At 73.8% G+C, this 24140-nt stretch carries 23 protein-coding genes; 12 read left to right on the plus strand and 11 right to left on the minus strand.

The features are described from left to right. Positions 1 to 6: 6 nt before the first annotated feature. The 6 genes from EDF38_RS02875 to EDF38_RS02900 are packed head-to-tail and all read right to left on the minus strand — an operon-like array spanning position 7 to position 6183. Positions 7 to 987 carry an aldo/keto reductase gene (locus tag EDF38_RS02875; RefSeq protein ID WP_123353871.1) on the minus strand — a complete coding sequence of 327 codons (981 nt, stop codon included), beginning with the start codon at positions 985 to 987 and terminating at the stop codon, positions 7 to 9. Beyond that, positions 984 to 1814: an ABC transporter ATP-binding protein gene (locus tag EDF38_RS02880; protein ID WP_123353872.1), complete on the minus strand. Its 831-nt coding sequence runs from the start codon at positions 1812 to 1814 to the stop codon at positions 984 to 986. The genes EDF38_RS02875 and EDF38_RS02880 overlap by 4 nt, the downstream gene beginning before the upstream one ends. Further along, complete coding sequence (locus EDF38_RS02885; RefSeq protein WP_123353873.1) at positions 1807 to 2691, minus strand: ABC transporter ATP-binding protein; 885 nt, start codon at positions 2689 to 2691, stop codon at positions 1807 to 1809. The genes EDF38_RS02880 and EDF38_RS02885 overlap by 8 nt, the downstream gene beginning before the upstream one ends. Next, the gene (locus EDF38_RS02890; protein ID WP_123353875.1) at positions 2688 to 3671 is read right to left on the minus strand and encodes an ABC transporter permease; all 984 of its coding nucleotides are present in this window, start codon (positions 3669 to 3671) and stop codon (positions 2688 to 2690) included. Before EDF38_RS02890 ends, EDF38_RS02885 begins: the two co-directional genes overlap by 4 nt. Beyond that, complete coding sequence (locus EDF38_RS02895; RefSeq protein ID WP_233572161.1) at positions 3668 to 4609, minus strand: ABC transporter permease; 942 nt, start codon at positions 4607 to 4609, stop codon at positions 3668 to 3670. The genes EDF38_RS02890 and EDF38_RS02895 overlap by 4 nt, the downstream gene beginning before the upstream one ends. Then, positions 4606 to 6183: an ABC transporter substrate-binding protein gene (locus EDF38_RS02900; protein ID WP_123353877.1), complete on the minus strand. Its 1578-nt coding sequence runs from the start codon at positions 6181 to 6183 to the stop codon at positions 4606 to 4608. The genes EDF38_RS02895 and EDF38_RS02900 overlap by 4 nt, the downstream gene beginning before the upstream one ends. 158 nt (positions 6184 to 6341) lie before the next feature. On the opposite strand from EDF38_RS02900, the gene EDF38_RS02905 reads away from it, so the two are divergent. The 3 genes from EDF38_RS02905 (at position 6342) to EDF38_RS02915 (ending at position 9874) form a co-directional block, all read left to right on the plus strand. Continuing rightward, positions 6342 to 7949: a four-carbon acid sugar kinase family protein gene (locus EDF38_RS02905; RefSeq protein WP_123353879.1), complete on the plus strand. Its 1608-nt coding sequence runs from the start codon at positions 6342 to 6344 to the stop codon at positions 7947 to 7949. Further along, the gene (gene pdxA / locus EDF38_RS02910; RefSeq protein WP_123353881.1) at positions 7946 to 9028 is read left to right on the plus strand and encodes a 4-hydroxythreonine-4-phosphate dehydrogenase PdxA; all 1083 of its coding nucleotides are present in this window, start codon (positions 7946 to 7948) and stop codon (positions 9026 to 9028) included. The genes EDF38_RS02905 and pdxA overlap by 4 nt, the downstream gene beginning before the upstream one ends. Before the next feature lie 75 nt (positions 9029 to 9103). Further along, a complete protein-coding gene (locus tag EDF38_RS02915) occupies positions 9104 to 9874 on the plus strand; it encodes a DeoR/GlpR family DNA-binding transcription regulator (RefSeq protein ID WP_123353883.1) in 771 nt (256 codons plus the stop codon). 58 nt (positions 9875 to 9932) lie between these two features. Here the strand turns inward: EDF38_RS02915 and EDF38_RS02920 are convergent, their stop codons facing one another. Further along, positions 9933 to 10676 carry a hypothetical protein gene (locus EDF38_RS02920; RefSeq protein ID WP_148061437.1) on the minus strand — a complete coding sequence of 248 codons (744 nt, stop codon included), beginning with the start codon at positions 10674 to 10676 and terminating at the stop codon, positions 9933 to 9935. Between the two features lie 200 nt (positions 10677 to 10876). Further along, positions 10877 to 11827, minus strand: a complete 951-nt coding sequence (locus tag EDF38_RS02925) for a helix-turn-helix domain-containing protein (protein ID WP_123353887.1) — start codon at positions 11825 to 11827, stop codon at positions 10877 to 10879. 329 nt (positions 11828 to 12156) lie between these two features. Between EDF38_RS02925 and nadE the strand changes: the two genes are divergently transcribed. From nadE to EDF38_RS02940, 3 genes are all read left to right on the plus strand, one after another. Further along, entirely contained in the window at positions 12157 to 12987 is an 831-nt protein-coding gene (nadE, locus tag EDF38_RS02930) for an ammonia-dependent NAD(+) synthetase (protein WP_123353889.1), read from the plus strand. Positions 12988 to 13172: 185 nt separating this feature from the next. Beyond that, positions 13173 to 13448, plus strand: coding sequence for a GlsB/YeaQ/YmgE family stress response membrane protein (locus EDF38_RS02935; RefSeq protein ID WP_123353891.1), 276 nt, complete (start codon positions 13173 to 13175; stop codon positions 13446 to 13448). 94 nt (positions 13449 to 13542) lie between these two features. After that, positions 13543 to 13854, plus strand: a complete 312-nt coding sequence (locus EDF38_RS02940; protein ID WP_123353893.1) for a putative quinol monooxygenase — start codon at positions 13543 to 13545, stop codon at positions 13852 to 13854. Positions 13855 to 13911: 57 nt separating this feature from the next. Here the strand turns inward: EDF38_RS02940 and EDF38_RS02945 are convergent, their stop codons facing one another. Next, positions 13912 to 14727, minus strand: coding sequence for a hypothetical protein (locus tag EDF38_RS02945; RefSeq protein ID WP_148061438.1), 816 nt, complete (start codon positions 14725 to 14727; stop codon positions 13912 to 13914). A 250-nt stretch (positions 14728 to 14977) separates the two neighbouring features. Here EDF38_RS02945 and EDF38_RS02955 point away from each other — a divergent pair, with 250 nt between their 5' ends. Both EDF38_RS02955 and EDF38_RS02960 read left to right on the plus strand, forming a co-directional pair. Next, positions 14978 to 16423, plus strand: coding sequence for a hemolysin family protein (locus EDF38_RS02955; RefSeq protein ID WP_123353899.1), 1446 nt, complete (start codon positions 14978 to 14980; stop codon positions 16421 to 16423). After that, a complete protein-coding gene (locus EDF38_RS02960) occupies positions 16416 to 17456 on the plus strand; it encodes a hemolysin family protein (protein WP_123353901.1) in 1041 nt (346 codons plus the stop codon). The genes EDF38_RS02955 and EDF38_RS02960 overlap by 8 nt, the downstream gene beginning before the upstream one ends. 65 nt (positions 17457 to 17521) lie before the next feature. On the opposite strand, the gene EDF38_RS02965 is transcribed toward EDF38_RS02960, so the two are convergent. Both EDF38_RS02965 and EDF38_RS02970 read right to left on the minus strand, forming a co-directional pair. Next, positions 17522 to 18181 carry a GntR family transcriptional regulator gene (locus EDF38_RS02965; protein WP_123353903.1) on the minus strand — a complete coding sequence of 220 codons (660 nt, stop codon included), beginning with the start codon at positions 18179 to 18181 and terminating at the stop codon, positions 17522 to 17524. Positions 18182 to 18321: 140 nt separating this feature from the next. Beyond that, positions 18322 to 20076, minus strand: a complete 1755-nt coding sequence (locus tag EDF38_RS02970) for a glycerol-3-phosphate dehydrogenase/oxidase (RefSeq protein ID WP_123353905.1) — start codon at positions 20074 to 20076, stop codon at positions 18322 to 18324. 207 nt (positions 20077 to 20283) lie between these two features. On the opposite strand from EDF38_RS02970, the gene EDF38_RS02975 reads away from it, so the two are divergent. The 4 genes from EDF38_RS02975 (at position 20284) to EDF38_RS02990 (ending at position 24018) form a co-directional block, all read left to right on the plus strand. Then, positions 20284 to 21183, plus strand: coding sequence for a sugar-binding transcriptional regulator (locus EDF38_RS02975; RefSeq protein ID WP_370275614.1), 900 nt, complete (start codon positions 20284 to 20286; stop codon positions 21181 to 21183). 108 nt (positions 21184 to 21291) lie between these two features. Next, positions 21292 to 21861: a DJ-1/PfpI/YhbO family deglycase/protease gene (locus tag EDF38_RS02980; protein WP_123353907.1), complete on the plus strand. Its 570-nt coding sequence runs from the start codon at positions 21292 to 21294 to the stop codon at positions 21859 to 21861. A 152-nt stretch (positions 21862 to 22013) separates the two neighbouring features. Further along, positions 22014 to 22604 carry a hypothetical protein gene (locus EDF38_RS02985; RefSeq protein ID WP_123353909.1) on the plus strand — a complete coding sequence of 197 codons (591 nt, stop codon included), beginning with the start codon at positions 22014 to 22016 and terminating at the stop codon, positions 22602 to 22604. 172 nt (positions 22605 to 22776) lie between these two features. After that, complete coding sequence (locus tag EDF38_RS02990) at positions 22777 to 24018, plus strand: GAF domain-containing protein (protein ID WP_123353911.1); 1242 nt, start codon at positions 22777 to 22779, stop codon at positions 24016 to 24018. Positions 24019 to 24140: the final 122 nt, after the last annotated feature.

A 24140-nucleotide genomic window follows, 5' to 3' on the forward strand; every position in this document is an offset into this window, starting at 1 on the left:
CGCGGGTCACCGCGCGTAGGCCGGCATCGGACCCCGCAGGGTCGCGCCCACCTCGTCGCAGGCGGCCAGCACGTCGGCGTCGAGCGGCCCGCGGCCGATCGAGGCCACGTTGTCGCGCAGCTGCGACGCGCGCGAGCCGCCGAGCAGCACGCTGCCGACGCCCGGGCGCCAGGCGACCCAGCGCATCGCGAGCTCGACGAGCCCGCCCGCGAGACCCGCGTCGCCGGCGATCCGGCCCAGGCGGTCGATCGCCGCGAAGAGCTGCTCGTCCCAGTACCGCTTCGTGTACATCTCGGCGAGGGCGGAGTCGCCGAAGCGGCCCTCGGTCGGCGTCTCGTCGAAACGGTGCCGGCCGGTGAGCAGGCCGCCGCCGAGCGGGTTGTAGACCATCGTCTCGACGTCGTGCACGGCGGCGAACTCGAGGTACTCCTCGTCGAGGCGTCGCGCGACGAGGTTGCAGAGCTGCTGGGCGACGACGGGGCGCGGGGCGCCGACGGCGTCGGCGACGCGCTCGACGTCGCCGATCTGCCAGGCGGCGTAGTTCGAGACGCCGAGCGAGAGCACCTTGCCCTCGGCCACGAGGTCGGCGACCGTGCCGAGGGTCTCCTCGAGCGGGGTGAGCCGGTCGGGCTGGTGCAGGTAGAAGAGGTCGAGGCGGTCGGTGCCGAGGCGTCCGAGCGAGGCCTCCACGCTGTCGCGGAGCGCGCCGGCCGACAGCGGCGGACGTCCGGCGGCGTCGGCGTGCGGCATGCCGGCCTTCGAGGCCAGCACGAACTCGTCGCGACGGCCCGCGAGCAGTCGGGAGATCAGGAGTTCCGTGCGCCCGCCGACGTAGGCGTTGGCGGTGTCGATCCAGGTGACCCCCGCCTCCTGAGCCGTCGACAGCATCTCGGCGGCGCCGGCCTCGTCGACCGTGTCGCCGAAGGTCATCGTGCCGAGCACCAGTCGCGGCGCCGCGGGGCGGTCGGGGAGGGTGGTGGTGGTCATGCGGGGGCTCCGGTCGAGAGGCTGCGGACGAGGTGGCGCGGCTTCACGCCGGTCATGGTGGCCGGGTCGAGGGCGGCGCGGCGGAGGCGGCGGGTGTAGTCCTCGGCGGGGGCGGTGAGCACCTGGGCCGTCGGGCCCTGCTCCACGACCGCGCCGTGGCGCATGACGAGCACGCTCTCGCTGATCTGCTGCACGACGCCGAGGTTGTGCGAGATGACGACGTAGGTGATGCCCGTGTCGACCTGGATCTCGCGCAGCAGCTCGAGCACCTGCGCCTGCACCGAGACGTCGAGGGCGCTCGTCGCCTCGTCGCAGATGAGCAGGTCGGGGCTCGACGCGAGCGCCCGGGCGATGCCGATGCGCTGGCGCTGCCCGCCCGAGAACTCGCTCGGCCGGCGGTCGAGGGCGGTCGACGGCAGGCCGACGCGGTCGATCAGGCGAGCGGCCTCGGCGGCCCGGGCCGAGGCCGAGCGCACGCCCTTGAGCCGCAGGGGCTCGGCGACGATGTCCCGGGCGCTGAGGTGCGGGTCGAGCGAGCCGTACGGGTCCTGGAAGACCATCTGGAACCGGTGGCGGAGCGGGCGCAGGCGCGACTCCGACAGGGTCGCCAGGTCGGTGCCGTCGAGCACGATGCGGCCGCCGGTCGGGTCGAGCAGGCGCATGATCGCCTTGGCGATGGTCGACTTGCCGCAGCCCGACTCGCCCACGATCGCGAAGGTGCTGCCGCGGCGGACCGAGAACGACACGTGGTCGACCGCGCGGTGCGCCGTCGGCCCCGAGCCGTAGTCGACGACGAGGTCGTCGACCTCGAGGATGGTGTCAGGCACGGGCGGTCTCCTCGCGGTCGGCAGGTGCCGCGGGTGCGGCAGGTGCCGCGGGTACGGCAGGTGCGGCGGGCGTCTCGTCCCACGCCCCGAGCGTCGGCACGGCGGCGAGCAGCCGTCGCGTGTAGTCCTCGACGGGGTGGTCGACGATCTGGCGCACGTCGCCCGACTCGACGAAGACGCCGGCCTTCATGACGTGGATCCGGTCGGAGACGAGCCGCGCGACGCCGAGGTCGTGGGTGATCATGAGCAGGCCGATCCCGCGTTGCTCCTGCAGCTCGAGCAGCAGGTCGAGGATGCCCGCCTGCACGGTCACGTCGAGCGCGCTCGTCGGCTCGTCGGCGACGATCAGCTGCGGCTCGCAGGCGAGGGCGACGGCGATGAGCACGCGCTGCAGCATCCCGCCCGAGAGCTGGTGCGGGAACTTCCTGAGCTGCGCCCGCGGGTCGGGGATGTGCACCTGCTCGAGCAGCCGCACCGCGCGCGCCGTCACCGCCGCGCGGCCGCTGGCGGCCCCGGCGATGCGGATCGCCTCGCCGAGCTGCGACCCCACGGTGCGCACCGGGCTGAGCGCCGTCATGGGGTCCTGGGGGATGAGCGCGACGGTCCGCCCGCGCACCGCCTCGATCGCCCGCGGGTCGCCGAGCACGTCGAGCCCGGTGACCCGCACCGTTCCCGAGACGACGGCGAGGTCGCGCGGCAGCAGCTGCAGCACGCCCATCGCGGTCGTCGACTTGCCCGAGCCCGACTCGCCGATGATCGTCACGGTCTCGCCGCGGGCGATGCGGAACGAGACGCCGTCGACCGCCCGGATCACCCCGTTCGCGGTCATCAGCTCGATCTGGAGCTGGTCCACCTCGAGCAGCAGGTCGTCGGTCATGACGTGGCTCCCTTCGCGGCCTTGTCACGCAGCCCCAGCAGCCCGCGGAGGCGCGAGGTCGTCGTCCTCCGCGGCCGGTCCCGCAGGGCGTCGCCCAGCAGGTTCACCCCGACCACGAGCAGCACGATGAACAGGCCCGGCAGCGTCACCATCCACCAGGCGGTGGTGACGTAGTCCTGGCCGTCGGAGATGATGCGGCCCCAGGTCGCGAACGGCCGCTGCGGGCCGGCGCCGAGGAAGCTCAGCGCGCTCTCGAGCAGGACGGCCTGGGCGAGCAGCAGCAGCACGACGAGGGTCGCCTGCTTGATGACGTTCGGCACCACGTGCCGGATGAGGATCGTCATCCGCCCGAGCCCGAGGGTGCGCGCCGACGACACGTACGGCTTCTCGCGCTCGACGAGCACGAGCGACCGGGTCAGGCGGGCGACCTCCGGCCACTGCGCGATGGCGATGACGAAGGTGATCACGGGGATCGACGGCCCGAACAGCGCCACCACGAGCAGCAGCATCATGAGCAGCGGCAGCGACATCTGCGCCTCGAGCAGCCGCGAGATGAGCGTGTCGGCCCAGCGGCCGTAGTACCCGGCGATCGAGCCGAGCACGACGCCGATGGCGCCCGAGACGATCACGGCCAGCACGCCGATCGCGAGCGAGACCTGGCCGCCGTGCAGCACGCGCGACAGGAGGTCGCGCCCGAGCTGGTCGGTGCCGAAGAGGTGGCCGGCCGACAGGGGAGGCGCGAGGCGGTCCCCGAGGTCCTGCGCGTTCGCGTCCGGCAGCGGCAGCACCTGTGCCAGGAGGATCGGCACGATGACGACCAGCGCGCAGATCGCCCCCGCCCACAGCTTCAGGCGTGCGGCGGACGCCCGTCGGGAGGCCTCCGACCTCGTGAGCAGGCGCCGGGTGACGGCGGTGCCCCGCGCCTCCCCGGCCCCCGTGGCCTCGGCGGGCGAGCCCGCACCGGTCGTCGTCGTGGTCATGCCGCACTCGCCTTCCCGAGTCGCACCCGCGGGTCGAGCAGCGGGTAGGCGAGGTCGATCAGCAGCTGCACGCCGACGGCGAGCAGCGACGTGACCAGCACGGTCGCCTGGATGAGGGGGTAGTCGCGGGTCTCGAGGGCCCGGACGATGAGGGAGCCGACGCCCGGCCACGCGAACACGACCTCGACGACCACGACGCCGTTCAGCATCGCGGCGAAGCGCGTGCCGAGGGCCGTGAAGACGGGGATCGCCGAGTTGCCCATGGCGTAGCGCCAGGTCAGCGCCCGTTCGGAGACGCCGCGCGAGCGGGCCACGGTCAGGTAGGGCGCCGCGAAGTTGGCGGCCATCTCGCGCCGGACGAGCCGCGAGATGAGCGCGACCTGGAGGATCGCGATCGTCACCGTCGGCAGCACGAGCCCGCCCCACGTGGCGAAGCCCGACGCCGGGAACACGGGGATGACGACGGCGAAGGCGCTGAGCAGGAGGATGCCCGTCCAGAAGTCGGGCATCGACTGGCCGGCGATCGCGACGACGTTCACGCCCGTCTCGGAGCGGGTGTCGGTGCGGCGGGCCATCCAGACGCCGAGCGGGATCGAGACGAGCGCCGCGAGCAGGATCGCCGAGAACGACAACGTCAGCGTGTAGGGCAGCCGCTCGAGGACGACCTGCAGCGCCGACGACTGGAACGAGTACGACTGGCCGAGGTTGCCGGTGAAGAGCTGCTGCAGGAAGAGGAGGTACTGCTGCGGCAGCGGCGCGTCGAGGCCGAACTCGGTGCGGACGGCGGCGAGCTGCTCGTTCGTCGCCAGGGGGCCGGCGTAGGCGACGGCGGGGTCGCCGGGCGCGAGCCGGATGAGCACGAACACGGTCGACACCGTGAGGAACACGGTGAGCAGGCCCTGCCCGAGGCGCTTGAGGACGTAGGTGGCCACGGTCATGCCTCCAGCGTCACGGCGGTCAGGGGGTAGGAGTTCGAGGAGGCGAGGTCGAGGCCCTGCACCCGGTCGCGGCGGGCGAGCACCGACTTCGGGATGAACTGCCAGGCGCACGGCCAGGTGTCCCAGACGGCGCGCTGCGCCTCGCCGAGCAGCTGCTGGCGGCGGGTCGCGTCGGGCTCGCTGCTCGCGACGGCGATCGCGTCGGCGACGGAGGGGATCACGTAGCCCTGGTAGGTGTCGCGGGTCTCCTCCTTCTCGGCGGTGCCGCTGTACATGCCCTGGAGGATGGTGAGCGCGAGGCCGGTCGCTGCCGAGAAGCCGTTGCCGAGGAGGTCCCAGTCGCCGGCCTTGCCCTGGCGCCACGAGAGGATGTCGCCGCCGGGCTCGAACTGCTGCAGCGTCGTGCGGACGCCGACGGCGCCGAACATCTCGACCAGCGCCTCCATCACGAAGGTGTCGCCGGCGAACTCGCCCGACTCCCAGATGATCTTGAGCTGCAGGTCGGAGGCGCCGAGCTCGGCCAGCATCGACCGGCAGCGGTCGGGGTCGTGCACGTAGGCGCCGGTCTTCTCGTAGCCGGAGAGGTCGGGCGGCACGACGCCGCGGGCCGCCGTCACGGAGCCGGTGAGCACGTCGCGGACGAGTGCCTCGCCGTCGACGGCGTACGAGAGCGCCTGGCGGACGCGGGCGTCGGCGAGCGGGTGCCCCTCGGGCTTGCGGAAGTTGTAGAAGAGCTGGTTGATGCGGAAGCTCGAGGCCTCCTCCAGGGCGATGCCCGGCAGACCGGACAGCTGCAGGCGCGAGTCGGGCGTGATCGAGTCGATGACGTCGACCTCGCCGCTGCGGAGGGCGATGACGCGGCTGGACTCCTCGGGCAGGAAGCGCACCTCCACGTTCTCGACCCCGGGGCGAGGGCCCCAGTAGTTCTCGTTGCGCGTCAGGCTGTAGGTGCCGGCGCCGCGGTTGAAGCGCGTGACCACGAACGGGCCGCTGCCGACGCCGTCCTGCAGCTCCTCCGGCACGTTGGCGGCGGCGGGCGTGATGAGGATGTTGCTCATCAGCGCGTCCAGCACCGGGATCGGCTGCGCGGAGTCGAGCGTGAAGGTGCGCTCGTCGATCGCCGTCACCGTCGGGAACTCGGGGAAGAAGCTGGCGACGAACGAGCCGTTCACCTGTGCGTACATCTCGAGCGCGGTCGCGACGTCGTCGACCGTGACGGGGCTGCCGTCCGAGTAGACGACGCCCTCCCGCAGGCGGACGGTCCACTGCGTGTCGCTCGTCGGCGCGAACGACTCGGCGAGCACCAGGCGCGGCGTCGCGTCGGGGCCGATCTCGGTCAGCGCCTGCCGCACCGCCCGCTGCACCGTGATGGCGGCGTCGAACTGGTTCAGCTTGTTGTCGAGGCTGACCAGCGAGCGGTTGAGCGCGAGGATCAGCGTGCCCTGGCCGGGGAGGCCCGTGGGGCCCGCGCAGCCGGAGAGCAGCGACCCGGCGGCCACGAAGGCCCCGGCCGCCGCACCGGCGCGCAGGAGGCTGCGTCGTGTCAGCTGGTGGTCCGCGAACGGAACGGTCATCGTCGACCTCTCGATCCAGGGGGTGACGGGTCCGTCGACGCGCTCTGGCTCGCAGCGCTGCGGCGCCCTCGTCCGGGCTGGAGCCACTGTGCCACCGCTGCGCGTTCTGCGCAAGGCCGGTGGCGCGAAACGCGCAGTCGTGTCAGGATGGCGCCACCATGACCCGCATCACCGTCATCGCTGACGACCTCTCCGGGGCGGCCGAGACCGCCGAGCAGTTCCGGCTGCGCGGACACTCGGTGCGGCTCGAGCTCGGCGTGACGAGCGCCGCCGACGCCGTGCGCGTCGACGACTCAGGAGTCGTCGTCGTCGACACCGCCACCCGGGCCGGCGCCGCCGCGGCGGCGCACGCGCTCCTGACCTCCCGACCGCTCGCCGACGACGCCCTCGTGGTCAAGAAGACCGACTCGCTCTGGCGCGGCCACGTCGGCCCCGAGCTGGCGGCGCTCGCCGGGCGCGGCTTCGCCGTCGTGCTGGCCGGTGCGCTGCCGTCACTCGGCCGCACGGTCGTCGGCGGCCGACCCCTCGTCGACGGGGTCGCCCTCGCCGACACCGCCCACTGGCACGTCGAGGCGGGTCGGGCACCCGCGACCCTCGCCGAGCTGATCGGGCTGCCGGTGCGCCTCGTCGGGCTCGACGCCGTGCGCGCCGGGCCCGCGGCCCTCGCCGAGCAGCTGGCGGCCGCCGCGAGCGGGGGAGCGGTCGCCGTCGTCGACGGCGAGACCGACGACGACCTCGACCGCGTGGTGGCGGCGGCGCTCGCCGGTGCCGATGCCGGTGCCGCTGTCGAGAACTCAGGCGACGGCGTCGCGGACGCCGCGCTGCCGCCGTCGGGCGGCGCGACCGGACCGTTCCTCCTGAACGGTCGACGCCTGCTGCTCGCCGGGTCGGCCGCGCTCGCCGCCGCCGTCGCCGCGGCCGTCGACCCCGCGACGCCCATCGCCCGCGTCGCGGAGTCAGGAGTCGTCGTCGGCGACGACCCGCGGGCCGCGACGGGCGGAGACTCCGCGCCGATCGTCCTGAGTCGTGCACGCGAGGGGGCGGAGGTCGCTCCGCGCCCGGTCGTCGTCGTCGTCGGCTCCGCCGCCGAGGCCGCCGGGCGTCACGTCGCGGCCCTCGTGGCCGGCGGGGCGGCGCTCACCGTGGTCGACCCCGACCCCGACCCCGATCCCGACCCGAGCTCCGACCCGAGCTCCGACCCCGACGCCGGCCCCAGCTCCGACCCCGGAGACCGCTCCGCCGAGGCCGCCGTGAGCCGCGCGGCCGAGGCCGCGCTCCGGGACGGCCTCGCCGTGCTCGTGCTGCCCGCCGACCGGGCCCTCGACCCCGCGCGGGCCGCCGCGGCCCTCGCCGACGTGGCTGCGACGGTCGCCGTCGCCGCGGCGGCCGACCTCGTGCTCACGGGAGGCGAGACCGCCCGGGCCGTCCTCGACCGGCTCGGCACGGCGTGGCTCGTGCCCCTCGCGCAGGTCGAGCACGGCGCGGTCGCGAGCCGGGCCGACGACGGCCGCCTCGTGGCGACGAAGCCGGGCAGCTTCGGCGCCGACGACGTGCTCGTGCGCCTCGTCGACCGCCTCCGCACCCTGCGCGACGCCGACCCGTGCGCCGCCGACCCGCAGGACGCCGACCCGCAGGACGCTGACCCGCAGGACGCCGACCGCGGCGGCCCCGGCCGGCGGCCCGCCACGACCACCCCTCGTCCCACCCCACCGACCACGACCCGCGCGGCACCGCCCCCGCGGACCTCTCGAACGGAGACCCCATGAGCGACACGACGCGAGACGAACGCCCCTTCATCGCCGTCACGATGGGCGACGGCGCCGGCGTCGGCCCCGAGGTCACGGTGGGTGCGCTCCTCGACGAGGCCGCCTACCGCGACGCCCGGCCGGTCGTCGTCGGCGACGCGGCCCGCCTGCGGATGGGGGCCGCTGCCCTGGGCGTCGAGGTCGACGTGGTCGAGGTCGACGGACCCGCCGACGCCGTGTTCGAGGCCGGGCGGATCAACGTGGTCGACCCGCACCTCCTCTCGGCCGACCTGCCGTGGGGCGCCGTCTCGGCCGAGGCCGGCCACGCGGCGTACGAGTACATCCGCATCGCGTGCGAGCTCGGCATGGCCGGGCAGGTGCAGGGCATCTGCACCGCGCCGCTGAACAAGGCCGCGCTGCACGAGGCGGGCCACGTCTTCCCGGGGCACACCGAGCTGCTGGCGCACTTCATGGGCGTCGGCGAGGTGTCGATGATGCTGTCGACGCCGAAGATCAAGGTGATCCACGTGACCACCCACATCGGGCTGATCGACGCGATCGCGAAGATCGAGCCCGGCCTCGTCGAGCGCACGGTCCGCCGGGGCTGGGAGGCGCTCCGTCGCGCCGGCGTCGACGACCCGACGATCGGCGTCTGCGCCATCAACCCGCACGCCGGCGAGAACGGCCTGTTCGGCCACGGCGAGGAGGCGGAGAAGATCACCCCCGCGATCGAGGTGCTGCAGGCCGACGGCATCCGCGCGGTCGGGCCGCTGCCGGCCGACACGGCGTTCTTCCTCGGTGGGCGGGGCGACTACGACCTCATCGTCGCGATGTACCACGACCAGGGCCACGGCCCGGTGAAGGTGCTCGGCATCGAGGCGGGCGTCAACATCACCGTCGGCCTGCCGGTGATCCGCACGTCGGTCGACCACGGCACCGCGTTCGACATCGCCGGCACCGGGAAGGTCGCGGTCGGTAGCATGATCGAGGCCCTGCGGCAGGCCGTCGAGATGTCCCCCGGCCCCCACGCCGCGGCCGACGCGGCCGAGGCGCAGGCCGAGGCCGGGCGGCAGGCCACGGCGGCCGGCGCCCCCGCCTGACCCGGGGCCCGCCCGCACGTCAGAGCACGACGGCACCACGGCAGCACCGGCAGCACACGACCGAGACGGCGGACCATGACCATTAGCGCGAGCGAGCGGCGTCGCGACATCGTCGAGCTCGCCCACACGAGCGGCCTGGCGAGCGTCGACGACCTCTCCCGCCGGTTCGACGTGACGCCCTCGACCATCCGGCGCGACCTCGCGCAGCTCACGGCCCGCGGCGAGATCGCCCGCACCTACGGCGGCGCGATGGCGCTCGGACCGAGCGGCGCCGAGCCGTCCTTCCGCCAGCGCACCGGGGAGGCGGGGGTCGCCAAGTCCTCCATCGCCCGGTGGGCGCGTCGGCAGCTCGTCGACGGCGAGACGATCCTGCTCGACGCGGGCTCGACCGTCTCGGCCCTGGCGCGGGAGCTGCGCCACGGCTTCACCGGCACGGTCGCGACCACCTCGATCGCGGTCGTGCAGCAGCTCGCGGAGACCGACCGGGTGCACGTCGAGTGCCTCGGAGGCACCCTGCGGGTCGCGAGCCAGGGCTTCGTCGGACCGCTGACGGAGGCGTCGCTCGAGCGGATGACCTTCGACCGGGTCTTCCTCGGCGCCGACGGCGTGCTCGCAAGCGGCCACGTCGTCGAGGCCGACCTCGCGCAGACGCGGCTGAAGGAACTCATGTGCCGCCAGAGCGAGCGCGTCTACGTGCTGGCCGACGGCTCCAAGCTCGGTCGCGCGACCTTCCACGCCCGGGCTGCGCTGCCGGCCGGCTGGACCCTCGTCACCGACGACACCGCGACCGCCGACGCCCTCGCCGAGTTCGCCGCGGCGGGCGTCGAGGTCGTCGTCGCCGACTGACCTCCGCCGGTCGGCGACGCCGGGGAGGCGCGGTGCGCGTCCCCGACGCCCGCCCGCCTCAGCCCCAGACGCGCGCCACGATCGCGGCCATGAGCTGCCCGTCGGTCGGGGCGTTCGACTGCGTCACCGTCACGACGACGTCGCCGCGCACGAGGACCGTCTCGGCGTACTCGACGCCGTACTGGGGCTCGGTCGTGACGAGCTGGCAGCGGGTGCCGCCCAGGTCGTCGGTGCAGGTCGAGGGCGTCGTGCGGAGGTCGCCCGTGCTCTCGTCGGACGCGAGCCAGGCGGGGTAGGCCTCGGCCGTCGCGGCGTCGACGGTCGCGACGCTGATCAGGATGCCCGTGATGTCGGCCCGGGGGTCGCGGAACCCGCAGTAGAGCTGCGTGGCGGCCGAGACGACGCCGCGGAGATCGGCACCGGGCTGCGGAGCCCGGGGCGTGACCGCGCCCGTGGGCTGGTCGCCGAAGTACCCCGGGTCGTTGAGGGGCCCGACCGCGGTGAGCTCGGCGAGTGTCGCCGCGTCGACCAGGTCGGTGCAGTCGGTGGGGACCGAGGCCGGGGCGGCGGTCGCGCTCGGCCCGGTGCCCGGCTCGTCGCCCGGCGTCGCCGGGGCGGTCGGGTCGCCCGGGGGCGTCGCCGACCCCGAGGAGGTCGGAGCCCCCGACGCGCCCGGCGTCGAGGCCGTCGACGGGGCGGCCGGCTCGTCGTCGCCGGTGCAGCCGGCGAGGACGAGTCCGCCGAGGGCGACCAGGGCGACGGCGGCGACCCGGGCCGACCGCCTGGCGATGTGGTGCGACATGGTGATCTCCCCCGTGGTGCGCGCCCCCGCGGCGGGAGCGACGGCCCCTGTGGCCGTGTCGCCCACGGTAGGCGCGGCCGCGGAGGCGGGCGTCATCCCCGCGGATGACCGTCGTGGGGCGTCGGTCACGATCGCGTCACGCCTCGCTCGCACCGCGCCTCCGGCCGGCGTCGGCGTCGGCGCGGCTGTCGGCGCCGGCGTCAGTGCGCCAGCGTCGCGCTCGGGTACTCGCCGAACCGGGTGCGGTAGGCCCCGGCGAAGCGGCCGAGGTGGGCGAAGCCCCAGCGGCGGGCCACGTCGGCCACGGTCGTCACCTCGGGCGTCAGCGCCGTGAGCTCGTCGCGCACCCGGTCGAGGCGGACGCCGCGCAGGTAGAGGGTCGGCGTCGTGCCCGCGTGCCGGTGCAGGGCCGCCTGCAGACCGCGGATGCTGAGGCCCGCGGCGGCCGCGACCTCGTCCACGCCGACCGGCTCGTGGGCGTGGGCGTGCATGTAGTCGACCGCGGCGCGGAGGCGGGGGCCGCCGGCGACCAGCGACTCCGACGGCGCGGGCTCCGTCGAGTGCGAGAAGGTGTCGAGCACCGTGACGGCGACCAGGCGGTTCGTCTCGGCCCGCAGCAGTCGAGGGGTCGAGGCGTCGAGCAGCACCGGCGAGGCCTCGGCGAGCACGCGGCGCCAGCGGCGGAGGGCGTCGCCCGCGGGCTCCTGGGCGTGGTCGAAGGTCAGCGGCGAGCGCGGCCCGCACTCGTGCTCGGCCGCGACGAGCTCGAGGTAGTCGGCGTCGAGGTGCACGAGGTTCTGCCGGTAGTCGGCGTAGTCGAACTCGTACGCGTGGGTCGGCGCCACGTGCGGCACGTGGAGGGTCTGCACCGCCTCGTCGGCCCCGACGTCGGTCACGCCGTGGCCCTCGAGCAGCCACGAGACGATGTACTCGCGCGTCGCCTCGGCCACGCCGTGGGCCGCGCCCCGGAAGACCGAGGTGCGGAGCGTGACGTCGGCGTCGCCCGTCATCGAGTACCGGTAGGTGAACGGCTGCTCGGTCGGCTCGAGGCGGAAGCCGTCGCCCGGGTAGGCCGTCTGGTAGAGCAGGCGCGCCTCGTCGACGTCGTCGCCCTGCGAGGCCGACCTCGTCAGCGAGTCGTCGTGGTCCATCCCGAGATCTTGACACGGGGGCGGCCGCGGAGGCGGATCGACGGGCGGCGACCCGTCGCCCGCGGGGGTCGGGACTCGCGACGCGGCCAGCCGACCGTGACCTCGCGGTGCGAGGATGGGGCCGACCCGCCCTCACGTCTGGAGCCTCCTGTGGACAACGCCTCGCTCGCCGCCTTCTTCACCGCCCTCATCTCGATCGTCACCGTCGGCGGCCTCGTGATGGGCATCGCCGCCTTCGTGGCGCTCGCGAAGTCCGAGTAGTCGAGCCGCGCCTCCGAGACCGCGGTGAGGCCTGCCGCCCGGCGACGCGCGTGGCTACTCTCGACACCATGAGACCGCTGCAGCAGACCATCATCGCCGAGCTCGCCGTCAAGCCCGAGATCGACCCCGCGGCCGAGGTCGCGTCGCGCGTCGCCTTCCTCCGCGACTACCTCGAGGTCACGGGCGCCGCCGGCTTCGTCCTCGCGATCAGCGGCGGTCAGGACAGCACGCTCGCCGGTCGGCTCTGCCAGCTCGCCGTCGAGGGCGTCCGCCGCGACGGCGGCAGCGCCGAGCTCGTCACGGTCCGAATGCCCTACAAGGTGCAGGCCGACGAGGAGGACGCGCAGCTCGCGCTCCGCTTCATCGACGGCGCCGAGGGCGTCACGATCGAAGTCCAGCACGGCGTCGACGGCACGGCGCGTGCCCATGAAGAGGCCACGGGCGCCCCGATCACCGACTTCGCGAAGGGCAACGTCAAGGCGCGCACCCGCATGGTGGCGCAGTACGCCCTGGCGGGCGAACGCGGCATGCTCGTCGTCGGCACCGACCACGCGGCCGAGGCCCTCACCGGCTTCTTCACGAAGTACGGCGACGGCGGCGTCGACCTCACGCCGCTCACCGGCCTGAGCAAGGGCCAGGGCAAGGCGCTCCTCCGCCACCTCGGCGCCCCGGCCCGCCTGTACGAGAAGGCGCCGACCGCCGACCTGCTCGACGACGCCCCCGGACAGACCGACGAGGCGAACCTCGGCCTCACCTACGCCGACATCGACGCCTACCTCGAGGGCCGCGACGTCGACGCCGCGGTCGCCGAGACCATCGAGGCGCGGTACCTCGCGACCGAGCACAAGCGGCGGGTGCCCGCCACGCCGCACGACACCTGGTGGCGCCCGCAGGCCTGAGCCCGCGGCCGTGGCGCACCGGTCCGGAGGCGCGGGGTGCGCCTCCCTACACCATCCGAGGCCATCGCGACCAGATCTCCCCGCTGCGTAACAGCGGATGCTCAGGCGTGGTTGTGTCCTAGGTGCGGCTGATCCGGCCGCACCCGCATGTCGCACGACATGGACCCAGCAAGGAGCATCACACCATGATCGGTCTCATCATCAGCCTCATCGTCATCGGCCTCATCGCCGGTGCGGTCGCTCGCCTCGTCGTCCCCGGCAAGCAGAACATCTCGATCCCGATGACGATCCTCCTCGGCATCATCGGCTCGTTCGTCGGCGGCTTCCTCGCCTACCTGATCTTCCCGGGCAGCAACCCCGACGGCTTCTTCCAGACCTCGGGCATCATCGGCTCGATCATCGGCGCGATCATCGTGCTCGTGATCTACCTCCAGGTGACGGGTCGTCGTCGCTCGCGCTGACGCACCCCACCCGCGCGCTCGTGCGGGCGCCAGCAGGGCCCCGTGGCTACCCGCCGCGGGGCCCTTCGCCGTGCCGGGGGAGTTGGCTCGGGGCATGATCATCGTCTCCGGCCACCTGCTCGTCGACCCCGAGATCCGTGACGACTACCTGGCCGAGTGCCGGCAGCTCGTCGAGGCCGCGCGCGAGGCCCCCGGGTGCCTCGACTTCGCGCTCTCGCCCGACATCGTCGACGACGGGCGCGTCAACGTCACCGAGCGCTGGGTCTCGCAGCAGGCGCTCGACGACTTCCGCGGCAGCGGTCCCTCCGAGGAGCAGGAGGCCGAGATCCGCGAGTCGCACGTGCACGACTACGTGCTGACGGGCCCCGAGGAGCCCTCGCTCTCCGAGAGCGGCGACCTGGCCTAGGTCGTCCGCGCGTGGGCGCCGGCAGCGGCTCCGACGGCCGCGGCGCCGACGACCGTCTCAGTCGTTCCCGTCGATGCCGCCCAGCCGCTCGAGGACGCCCGTCAGGATGGTGCCGGCCGGGTCGGGCAGCACGTGGTGGTTGAGGTAGATGCCCTCGAGCCACGAGAGCACCTCGTCGGCGGGCAGGCCCACGGCGTCCCAGTCGACCCCGTCGACGGCGCGCGTGACGGGCGTCTCGGTACCGGGCAGCAGCCAGGCCTCGGCGATCGGCCGGTCGGGCGTGGTCGCCTCGGACGCCGACCAGAGCAGCGCGATCGGGTGCTCGCGGTCGTCCTCGACCGAGTCGTCGAGAGCGCCGTGCGACGACTCCTCGACGTGGTCGTGCTCGACGTGGCCGGCGCCCAGCCAGGGCAGCGTCAGCAGCTCGCCCTCGATGTCGACCTCGATCAGGTCGAGCTGGGCGGGCTCCTCGATCTCGCAGACCCAGAGGTCGAACCCGGCGTCGTGCCAGGCGGCGGCGTCGTCGACGTCGTCGACGAGGTCGGGCATGAGGGCCTGGACGTCGCTGATCAGCGCGGTCGACCAGGCGACGAGCAGCTCGGTGTCGGCGTCGTTCCACGGGCTCGCGACGGCGTCGTCGCCCCCCGCGTCGTGGAAGTGGTGCTCGACGCCGGAGGGCGTCGTCTCGAGGTGCACCTGGCCCGTGCCGAAGCCGACGTAGAGCGTGGTCTGCTCGGTCTCGTCGTCCCACTCGCCGAACAGGTTCGGCTTGCCGAGCGTCGTCGGCAGGGGGAGGCCGGCGGCGTGCCGGGCGCCGAGGGCGAAGACGGCGCGGAACCGCGTCGTCGGCAGCCGGAGGCTCATGTCAGTCACTGCGGGTGTCCAATCGATCGACCCCCAGGGTAGATGGTCGCGGAGGCGCGGGGCGTCCTCCGCGACCGGTCCCGTGACGGGACCCGCGCCTCCCGCGCCCCGGCCCCGACCTTGCACCACCTGCACGTTCCCAGGGAGCGCGCGGCGACCGGCTCTATCTTCTGCGGAATGGACGACCCTCCCTCTCACATCCCCGCGCCCCTCCGGCTCGTGATCGCCCCGGCGACCGCACACGACGAGGAGGGGCGCCATGAATGAGTTCGTCATGCTCGGCATCGGGCTCGTCCTCACCCTCGGCACCGGCCTCTTCGTCGCGTCCGAGTTCTCGCTGGTCAACCTCGACCGCTCCGACCTCGAGGCCCGTCAGGCCCGCGGCGAGAAGCGACTCGGGCCCACGATCAAGGCCCTGCGCATCACCTCGACCCACCTGTCGGGCGCGCAGCTCGGCATCACGCTGACGACGCTGCTCACCGGCTACACCTTCGAGCCGGCGATCAGCTCGCTGCTCGGCGGCCCGCTCACCTCCGTCGGCGTCCCCGAGGGCCTCGTGCCCGGCATCGGCGCCGTCGCCGGCATCGCGCTCGCGACCCTGTTCTCGATGGTCGTCGGCGAGCTCGTGCCGAAGAACTTCGCCCTCGCCCTGCCGCTCGCGACGGCCAAGCTCGTCGTGCCGTTCCAGGCGCTCTTCACGACGGTGTTCAAGCCCGTCATCGTGCTCTTCAACAACACGGCCAACGCCGTCATCCGGTCGATGGGCATCGAGCCGAAGGAGGAGCTCTCCGGCGCCCGCTCGGCCGAGGAGCTCAGCTCGCTCGTCCGCCGCTCCGCGCTCGAGGGGGTGCTCGACGACGACCACGCGACGCTGCTCGGGCGCACGCTGCGCTTCTCGGAGCACACCGCGGCCGACGTGCTCACGCCCCGCGTGCGCATGACGACGGTCCGCTCGACCGACACGGCCGCCGCGATCGTCGAGACGTCGCTCAGCAGCGGCTTCTCGCGCTTCCCGGTGATCGGCGACGACTCCGACGACGTGCTCGGCGTCGTGCACGTCAAGCAGGCCTTCGCCCTGCCCCTGGCCGAGCGCGGCACCGTGCTCGCCTCGACGCTCGTCAGCGACGCGCGCTTCGTGCCCGAGTCGATGGGCACCGACACCCTGCTCGGGCTGCTGCGTCGCGACGGCTTCCAGATCGCCGTCGTGACGGACGAGTTCGGCGGCACCGCCGGCCTCGTCACCCTCGAGGACCTCGTCGAGGAACTCGTCGGCGAGCTGGAGGACGAGCACGACCGCGCCCGCGTCGGCATCGTCCGCTCCGGCGGCACCGTGCTCTTCGACGCGTCGCTCCGTCCCGACGAGCTGCAGGAACGCGCGGCGATCCGCGTCCCCGACGACGGCGACTACGAGACCGTGGCCGGCTTCGTCGCCGAGCGCCTCGACCGCCTGCCCGAGGTCGGCGACGAGGTCGAGATCGCCGGAGGCGCGCTGCGGGTCGAGCGCGTCGTCGGCACCCGCCTCGAGCGGCTGCGGTTCGTGCCGCGCGTCGAGGCGGGCGACCTCGACGAGGCGGGCCGCGCCTCCTCGTCCCCCTCTCCCACCCCGGGCCACTCCGCCACGCCGGCGGAGACCGGCCGACGCGACGACCGCGCCGAGCACGACCGCGTCGTGAACGCGCTGAAGGACGGTTCGACCCATGTCTGAGTACCTGCCCGGCATCATCTGGCTGGTGGTGCTGCTCGTCGTCAACGGCTTCTTCGTCGGCGCCGAGTTCGCCGTCATCTCCGCCCGACGCTCGCAGATCGAGCCCCGCGCCGAGGCCGGCAGCAAGGCCGCGAAGACGACGCTCTGGGCGATGGAGCACGCGACGCTGATGCTGGCGACCAGCCAGCTCGGCATCACGGTCTGCTCGCTCGTGATCCTCAACGTGTCGGAGCCGGCGATCCACCACCTGCTCGAGATCCCGCTCGGGCTCACGCCGCTGACGGCCGACGTCATCAGCGTCGTCGCCTTCGTCGTGGCGCTCGTGCTCGTGACCTTCCTGCACGTGGTCGTCGGCGAGATGATCCCCAAGAACCTCTCGTTCTCGGTGCCCGACCGCGCCGCGCTCATCCTCGCGCCGCCGCTCGTCTTCGTGGCCCGCGTGCTCAAGCCGGTCATCTGGTCGCTCAACGGCATCGCGAACGGCGTGCTGCGGCTCTTCGGCGTGGAGCCGAAGGACGGGGCGACGAGCACGTACACGCTCGACGAGGTCGCGACCATCGTCGTGCAGTCGACCCGCGAGGGGACGCTCGACGACCGCTCGGGCACCCTCTCGGCGGCCTTCGAGTTCACCACCCGCAAGGTGCGCGACGTCGAGGTGCCGGTCGACGACATGGTGCGCCTCGAGCCCGGCGCGACGCCGGCCGACATCCAGCGCGCCGTGGCCGCCCACGGCTACTCGCGCTACGTGCTGACCGACGGCGCGGGCGAGCCGACGGGGTACCTGCACCTCAAGGACGTCATGGACCTCACCACGCCGGAGTCGTTCGACGCCCCCGTGCCGGAGAAGCGCATCCGACGCCTCGGCGCCGTGCCGCACGAGGCCGACCTCGAGGACGCCCTCGCGTCGATGCGCCGGAGCGGCGCCCACGTGGCCCGCGCGGTCTCGGCGGACGGCGTGACGACGGGCGTGCTGTTCCTCGAGGACATCATCGAGGAGCTCGTCGGCGAGGTCGACGACGCGACGACGGTGTAGCGCGGGCGGTCGGGCGGTCGGGCGGTCGGGCGGCCGGGGTCGTGCCCGGCTGCCGACGGTCCGCCCTAGGCCGTGGGCCGCGCGCCGGGGAGCTCGTGCAGCGCCTCGGCCGCGAGCTCGGCGGCGATGGGGTCGCGGGCGATCGTCGCCTCGCGGAGGGCCGCGAACTGCTCGCTCATGCCGCCCCAGGCCAGCACCTGCACGATGTTCGGCAGGCGGAGCTTGTACGCGAGGCCGTCGGTGACGTCGCGGCAGACCTTGCGCAGGGAGCCGTTGCCGCAGTGCTCGACGTACGTGTCGAAGAGGGCGACGGTGTGGGCGTTCAGGGCCGGGCCGTCCTCGCCCGCCACGTCGGCGAGGCAGACGTCGATCGCCGCGACGACCTGCCGCAGCACGGGCTCGGGCAGGCGGGGGACGGCGAGCCGCACCGCGCCTCCGTACAGGACGCCGAGGGTCTGGACGGCCTCGACCGCCTCGTCGGCCCGCGGCGTCGCGACGCGCGTGTAGCGGTTCGGCGCCATCTCGACGAGGCCGGCCCGCACGAGGTCGCCGAGCGCCTCGCGGATGGGCGTGCGCGACACCTGCAGCCACGTGATGAGCTCGTCGTCGTGCAGCCGCTCTCCCGGCTCGAGCGTGCCGTCGACGATCGCGTCGCGGATGCGCGTGCGCACCGTGTCGCGGAGCAGCTGGCGCTCGGCGGCGGGGGGAGAGGTGGGGATCGGCACGGGGGCTCCGTTCGACGAGCGGCAGGGACCCGACGACTGTAACGGAGAAATATCCGATACTGCCGGACGCGTGCCGGTGGTGACGCACGAGACCCGCCCGCCCCCGAGGGGACGAGCGGGTCGGGGGTCGTGCGGGTGGCTCAGACCGCGGTGCTCGCGGCGGGCGCCTGGCTCGGCACCGGCTGCGACGCGACCTCGACGCCGTGCGAGGCGCGCAGCACCTCGACCGTCGCCGCGACCTCGGAGCGACGCTCGGCGTCGTCCCAGCCGAGGGCGTCGCCGAGGACGCCGGCGATCTCGTCGAGCAGCTCGAGCGAGACGCCGCCGACGAAGGCGAGGTTGGTCCGGCGCAGGACGACGTCGGCGAGGTGCACCGCGTCCTCGTGCTCGGCGAAGTACGCGATCTCGGCGCGCGTCAGCTGCGGGTCGTTCGCGAGCGTCTCGGAGGGCTGGTCGAGCAGCACCTCGATGACGCTCTCGGCGCGGGTGCCGTAGCGCGTCAGCAGGCGGTCGACCTGGGCGCGGTCGAGGCCGTCGGCGTGCGCCGCGACCCACGTGGTGCGGGCCGCGTCGGTCGTCGGGAAGCCCTTGCCGCCGCCGATCGCCATGCCCGTCGTGTCGACGGGGCGCTCGACGCCGAGGCGCTTCGTGGCCTCGGTCGACAGGTGCGCCGAGAGGGCGCGGAAGGTCGTCCACTTGCCCCCGACGAGGCTGAGCACGGCCGAGTCGGGCAGGCCCGCGATCGGCGTCTCGACGATGCGGTAGTCGCGGGAGACGAATCCGGGCGCGGTGTCCTCGTGGCGCGGCAGCGGGCGGATGCCCGAGTAGCGGTACACGATGTGGTCGCGCGTGACGTCGATCTGCGGGAAGACGTGCTTGACGAGGTCGAAGAAGTAGTCGACCTCCTCCTCCGTGCAGACGGCCGGCTGCGACGGGTCGGCGTCGATGTCGGTGGTGCCGATGAGCACGCGGCCCTTGAGCGGGTAGATCAGGACGATGCGGCCGTCCTCGTTCTCGAAGAAGATCTCGCGGCCCTTGGTGGCCTCGAGCAGCTCGGCGTTGTCGACGACGATGTGCGAGCCCTTGGTGCCGCCCATGTACTGGGTCTCGCCGCCGAAGGCCTGGTTCGTGAGGTCGGTCCACGGGCCCGACGCGTTGATCACGACGTCGGCCGTCACGACGAACTCGGTGCCGCTCACGACGTCGCGCAGCAGCACGCCGCCGTCGCGGGTGCCGACGGCCTCGACGTAGTTGGCGCTGCGGGCGTGGTCGCCAGCGGCCAGGCCGTCCTTCAGCACGTCGAGCGCCAGGCGCTCGGGCTCGTGCACGGACGCGTCGTAGTAGGTGCCGGTGTACTTCACGCCCTTGTTGAGCGCGGGCATGTCGGCGAGGGCCGCGGCCTTGGTGCGGAACTGGTGACGGGGCACCGAGCCGCCGTCGCGCGAGAAGGAGTCGTACAGCGTCATGCCGACCTTGATGAGCAGCGCGCCGCGCTCCTTCGTCGAGCGCTGCTTGTGCGTCAGCATGCGCAGCGGGGCGTTGAGGATCCCCGAGAAGGTCGAGAAGATCGGCATCGTCGTCTGCAGCGGCTTGACGTAGTGGGGCGCGATCTTGAGGAGGCCGTTGCGCTCCTCCACGCTCTCGCGGACGAGGCGGAACTCGCCGTTCTCGAGGTAGCGGATGCCGCCGTGGATCATGTGCGACGACGCGGCGGACGCGCCCGAGGCGTAGTCGGCACGCTCGACGAGCACGACGTCGACGCCCTGCAGCGCGAGGTCGCGGAACGTCGCGATGCCGTTGATGCCGCCCCCGACGACGACGACCTCGGCCGTCGGTCGGTCGGCGATGCGCGCGACGTTGGCGCGGAGGTCGTGTGTCTTCTTCGACTCGGTCACGAGGAGCTTCTTCCTGACGATGGTGGTGCGGGTCGCGTGTCACGCGACGAGGGCACGAGATCGGGGCCTCGTGCCGGTAACCTCATCGTCGACCCCTCGGAGCGAGGGTGCAACGTATCTGCACACATGTGCACGGAGGTCGTCGTGGTCGAACCCTCAGCGTCGGAGAAGACGCAGGACGCCCTGCGCGCCGCCCATCTGTACTACATGCAGGACCTCACGATGGAGGCGATCGCCGCGGAGCTCGGGACCTCCCGCTCGTCGGTCTCGCGCCTCCTGAAGTCCGCCCGCGAGAGCGGGCTCGTCGACATCCAGATCAAGTCGCCGCTCGACCAGGCCACGGCGGTGGCCGAGGCCCTGCACCACCGCTTCGGGGTCGTCGCCCACGTCGTACCCGTGCCCGACCAGACGAGCGACGTCGACCGGCTCGAACGGGTCGCGCTCTCGGCTGCACGAACGATCACGCCGTACGTCGACTCGAACATGGTGATCGGGGTGGCGTGGGGCTCGACCCTCAGCGCCGTGAGCCGGTCGCTCGTGCCGAAGGCGACGCACAACTCCGTCGTGGTGCAGCTGAACGGCGCCGCGAACACGCGCACGACCGGCATCGAGTACGCGAGCGAGATCCTCCGCCGGTTCGGGCACGCCTACACGGCGGCGATCCAGCAGTTCCCGGTGCCGGCGTTCTTCGACGACCCCGCGACGAAGCGCGCCCTGTGGCGCGAGCGCAGCACCAAGCGGGTGCTCGAGCTGCAGGCGTCGATGGACCTCGTCGTGTTCGGCGTCGGCTCGCGCGACGCCCGCGTGCCGAGCCACGTCTACTCGGGCGGCTACCTCGAGCCCGCCGACCAGGCGAGCCTCGACCGCGACCACGTCGTCGGCGACGTCGCGACGGTCTTCTACCGCGAGGACGGCTCGTCGACCGACATCGTCCTCAACGCCCGGGGCACGGGCCCCGACCTCGCCACGATCCGCCGGGCGCCGCGACGCGTCTGCGTCGTGGCGGGGGAGGCGAAGGTCGTCGGCGTGCGCGGGGCGCTGGCCGCCGGGCTCGCGACCGACCTCATCCTCGACGAGGGCACGGCGCGGGCGCTGCTCGCGAGCTGACCCGGGCGGCCTCGGGGGACAGTGCTGGGTGCGGCCCCAGCCCGGCGGCGTACACGGGAACGGTCCACGACACACGCCCGCCACCGCGGGCACCCGAGGAGGCTCACCATGGCAACCACCGATCTCACCGGACGTCGCGTGCTCGCGATCGTCACCAACTACGGCGTCGAGCAGGACGAGCTCGTCGTGCCGACCGAGAGGCTCCGGGCTGCCGGGGCGACCGTCGTCGTCGCCGCGCAGTCGACCGAGCCCGTCGCGACGCTCGTCGGCGACAAGGACCCGGGTCAGGACGTCCGGCCCGACACGACGCTCTCCGAGGTCGACGCGGCCGACTTCGACCTGCTGCTCGTGCCCGGCGGCACCATCAACGCCGACACGATCCGGCAGGACGCCGACGCCGTCGCACTCGTCAAGGCCTTCGCGGCCGCGGGCAGCCCCATCGCGGCCATCTGCCACGGCCCCTGGCTGCTCGTCGAGGCCGGCCTGGTCGAGGGCAAGGAGCTCACCTCCTTCGCCTCGCTGCAGACCGACCTGCGGAACGCGGGCGCCTCGTGGGTCGACCGTGCCGCGGTCACCGACGTCGAGCAGGGCTTCACCCTCGTCACCTCGCGCGACCCCGACGACCTCGACGACTTCGTCGAGGCCGTGTCGACGGCGCTGGCGAGCGCCTCGGCCTGACGCGGCGCCGCGGCGCCTCGTCTCGTCGCACCGGCTCGGGCCGGGTCCTGGCACCGCCGGGGCCCGGCCCTCGTGCGTGCGGGGGCGCGCGAGGGTGCAGGATTGACGGGGACGTCGCCGGTCGGCCGTCCCGACCGTGCAGAGGAGAGGCCATGATCTGGGGCAAGCAGCGTCGCCGTGCTCCCGGTGAGGACCCGGCGCCGGTCGATCCTGCCGCGCTCGAGCGGGCCGTGGGCGAGGGGCTGCTGATCGCCCGGTCGGCGGCCGTCGTCTCGGTGGCGAACCGCATCGTGGTGCGGGCCCTGCGCGACGACGACGTCTTCGACCACGACGAGACGGCCGCGTCCGTCCGCCGCACGCTGCACCGCCTCGCGGAGGAGCAGCGCTACCAGAACAAGCGCATCGAGGCCGCCCGGGCCAAGGCCCTGACGACGAAGGGGCGCTCGCGGCACCAGCACGACTACCGCAGCGCCGACGACGAGACCCTGTGGTTCCGCGAGAACACCTACGTGGCGGTCGCGGACGCCCTCGACGCCCTGCGCGACGACGACGAGTACGTCGACGGGGTCGTGCGCGCCGCCGTCGACCGGGCCTGGGGCGACGTCGGCAGCGCGATCGTACTGAGGGTGCGGTCGGCCGAGGTCGTCGTCGACGCCGAGTACGACGCCGAGCGCGACGACCGGCTCGCCGGGCTCGGCGACGACCTCGCGGCCCTCGCCGGCCGGTCGCGCGACGACGCGTGACCGGCGAGGGCGAAGGGGCCGCGTCCCCGGTGAACCGTCCGGTCTGCGCCCCGACCGGGGGCTTGTCGACGCCGTGACCGAGGAGGATGCTGGTCGTCCACCGACCGGGGCCTCACCATCCCCGGGTCGTCCGAGCAGATCAGGCCCGCGCAGCGGGAACCGGAGCACAGCCATGTCCCTCGTCAGCCAAGCCGCGCGCCTCGTCGCCCGGAGCCGGTACCGTCTCGTCGACGACCTCGCGGCGTCGCCCCGTCCGGACGACGCGCCGCACGCGCACGCCCCGGGGGTGGACCCCGACCGGGTGCTCGTGCTCGGCAACGGGCCCGCCGTCGGGTGGGGCGTCCGCAGCCACGACCTCGCCCTGCCCGGGCACCTCGCCCGCAAGCTCTCGGCCCTCACCGGCCGTGGCGCCGACGTCGACGCCCTGGCCGCCCCGTCGGTCACGATCGCCACCGCCCGCGACCTGCTCTCCGTCCGGTCGATCCGCGACTACGACGCCGTCGTCGTGGTCGTCGGCCTGAGCGACGCGCTCCGCCTCCTGCCCGTCGAGCGCTGGAGCGCCGACCTCTGCGCGCTGCTGGGGGCCATCGACGAGGAGACCGACCCGAGCTGCCACGTCGTCGTCATGGCGGTGCACGCCCCGAGCTCGGTCCCGAAGTTCACCGTCCCCGTGGGCGGCCACGCCGACCAGCACGCCGAGCTGATGAACGAGGCCGCGCGCGAGCTCTGCGCCGGGCGCGACCGCACGCACTTCCTGCTTCCGCCCGCACCTCCGACGGCGACCGCCCGCGAGGTGCTCGGCACCCCGGGCCGCGGCACGGGCGACGACGGCGGGCGCCAGGTGCTCCGCTACGCCGACTGGGCGGCCGGCCAGGCCGGTCTCCTCGCCCCGCTGCTCGACGCCGAGCTCGAGCGTGGCGGCACCGCGCGCTCGACGCGCCACGCACCGCAGGACGAGGCCGTGAGGCTCGAGGCGATCCGCGAGCTGGGGCTGCTCGACAGTCCCCACGAGCAGCGCTTCGACGAGCTCGTCGAGCGGGCGCGGGTGCTGCTCGGCACGCAGGGGGCGGCCTTCTCGGTGATCGGCGACGGCCGTCACTGGAACAAGGCGATCTCCGGCGCGTCCCAGCTCGAGCTGCCCATCGCCGACTCGTTCTGCGCGCACACGATCCGCAGCGGTCGTCCGCTCGTCGTGCCCGACGCGTGGAACGACGCCCGGTTCGTGTCGCACCCGTCGGTGCGGTTCTACGCCGGACACCCGATCGAGACCGCGGAGGGCGTCCGCATCGGGGCGCTCTGCGTCGTCGACGCGGAGCCCCGCAGCGGCGACGGGGTCGACCTCGTCCTCCTGCGCGAGCTCGCCATGCAGGTCCAGCGCGAGCTCCGGGCGACGCCGGCGGTCGCCGGGGCGTAGGGCGCGCCGGCCCGGGCTCCGCGGCCCGGCCTCCGCGGCCGGGCTCGCGCCCGACGTCGCGCCCGACGTCGACCCCGACGTCGCGCCCGCCGGTGTGCCTGGTCCAGGAACGGCGGGCACAC

Source organism: Frigoribacterium sp. PhB160, from assembly GCF_003751785.1.
In the GTDB taxonomy this organism is placed as follows: Bacteria; Actinomycetota; Actinomycetes; order Actinomycetales; family Microbacteriaceae; genus Frigoribacterium.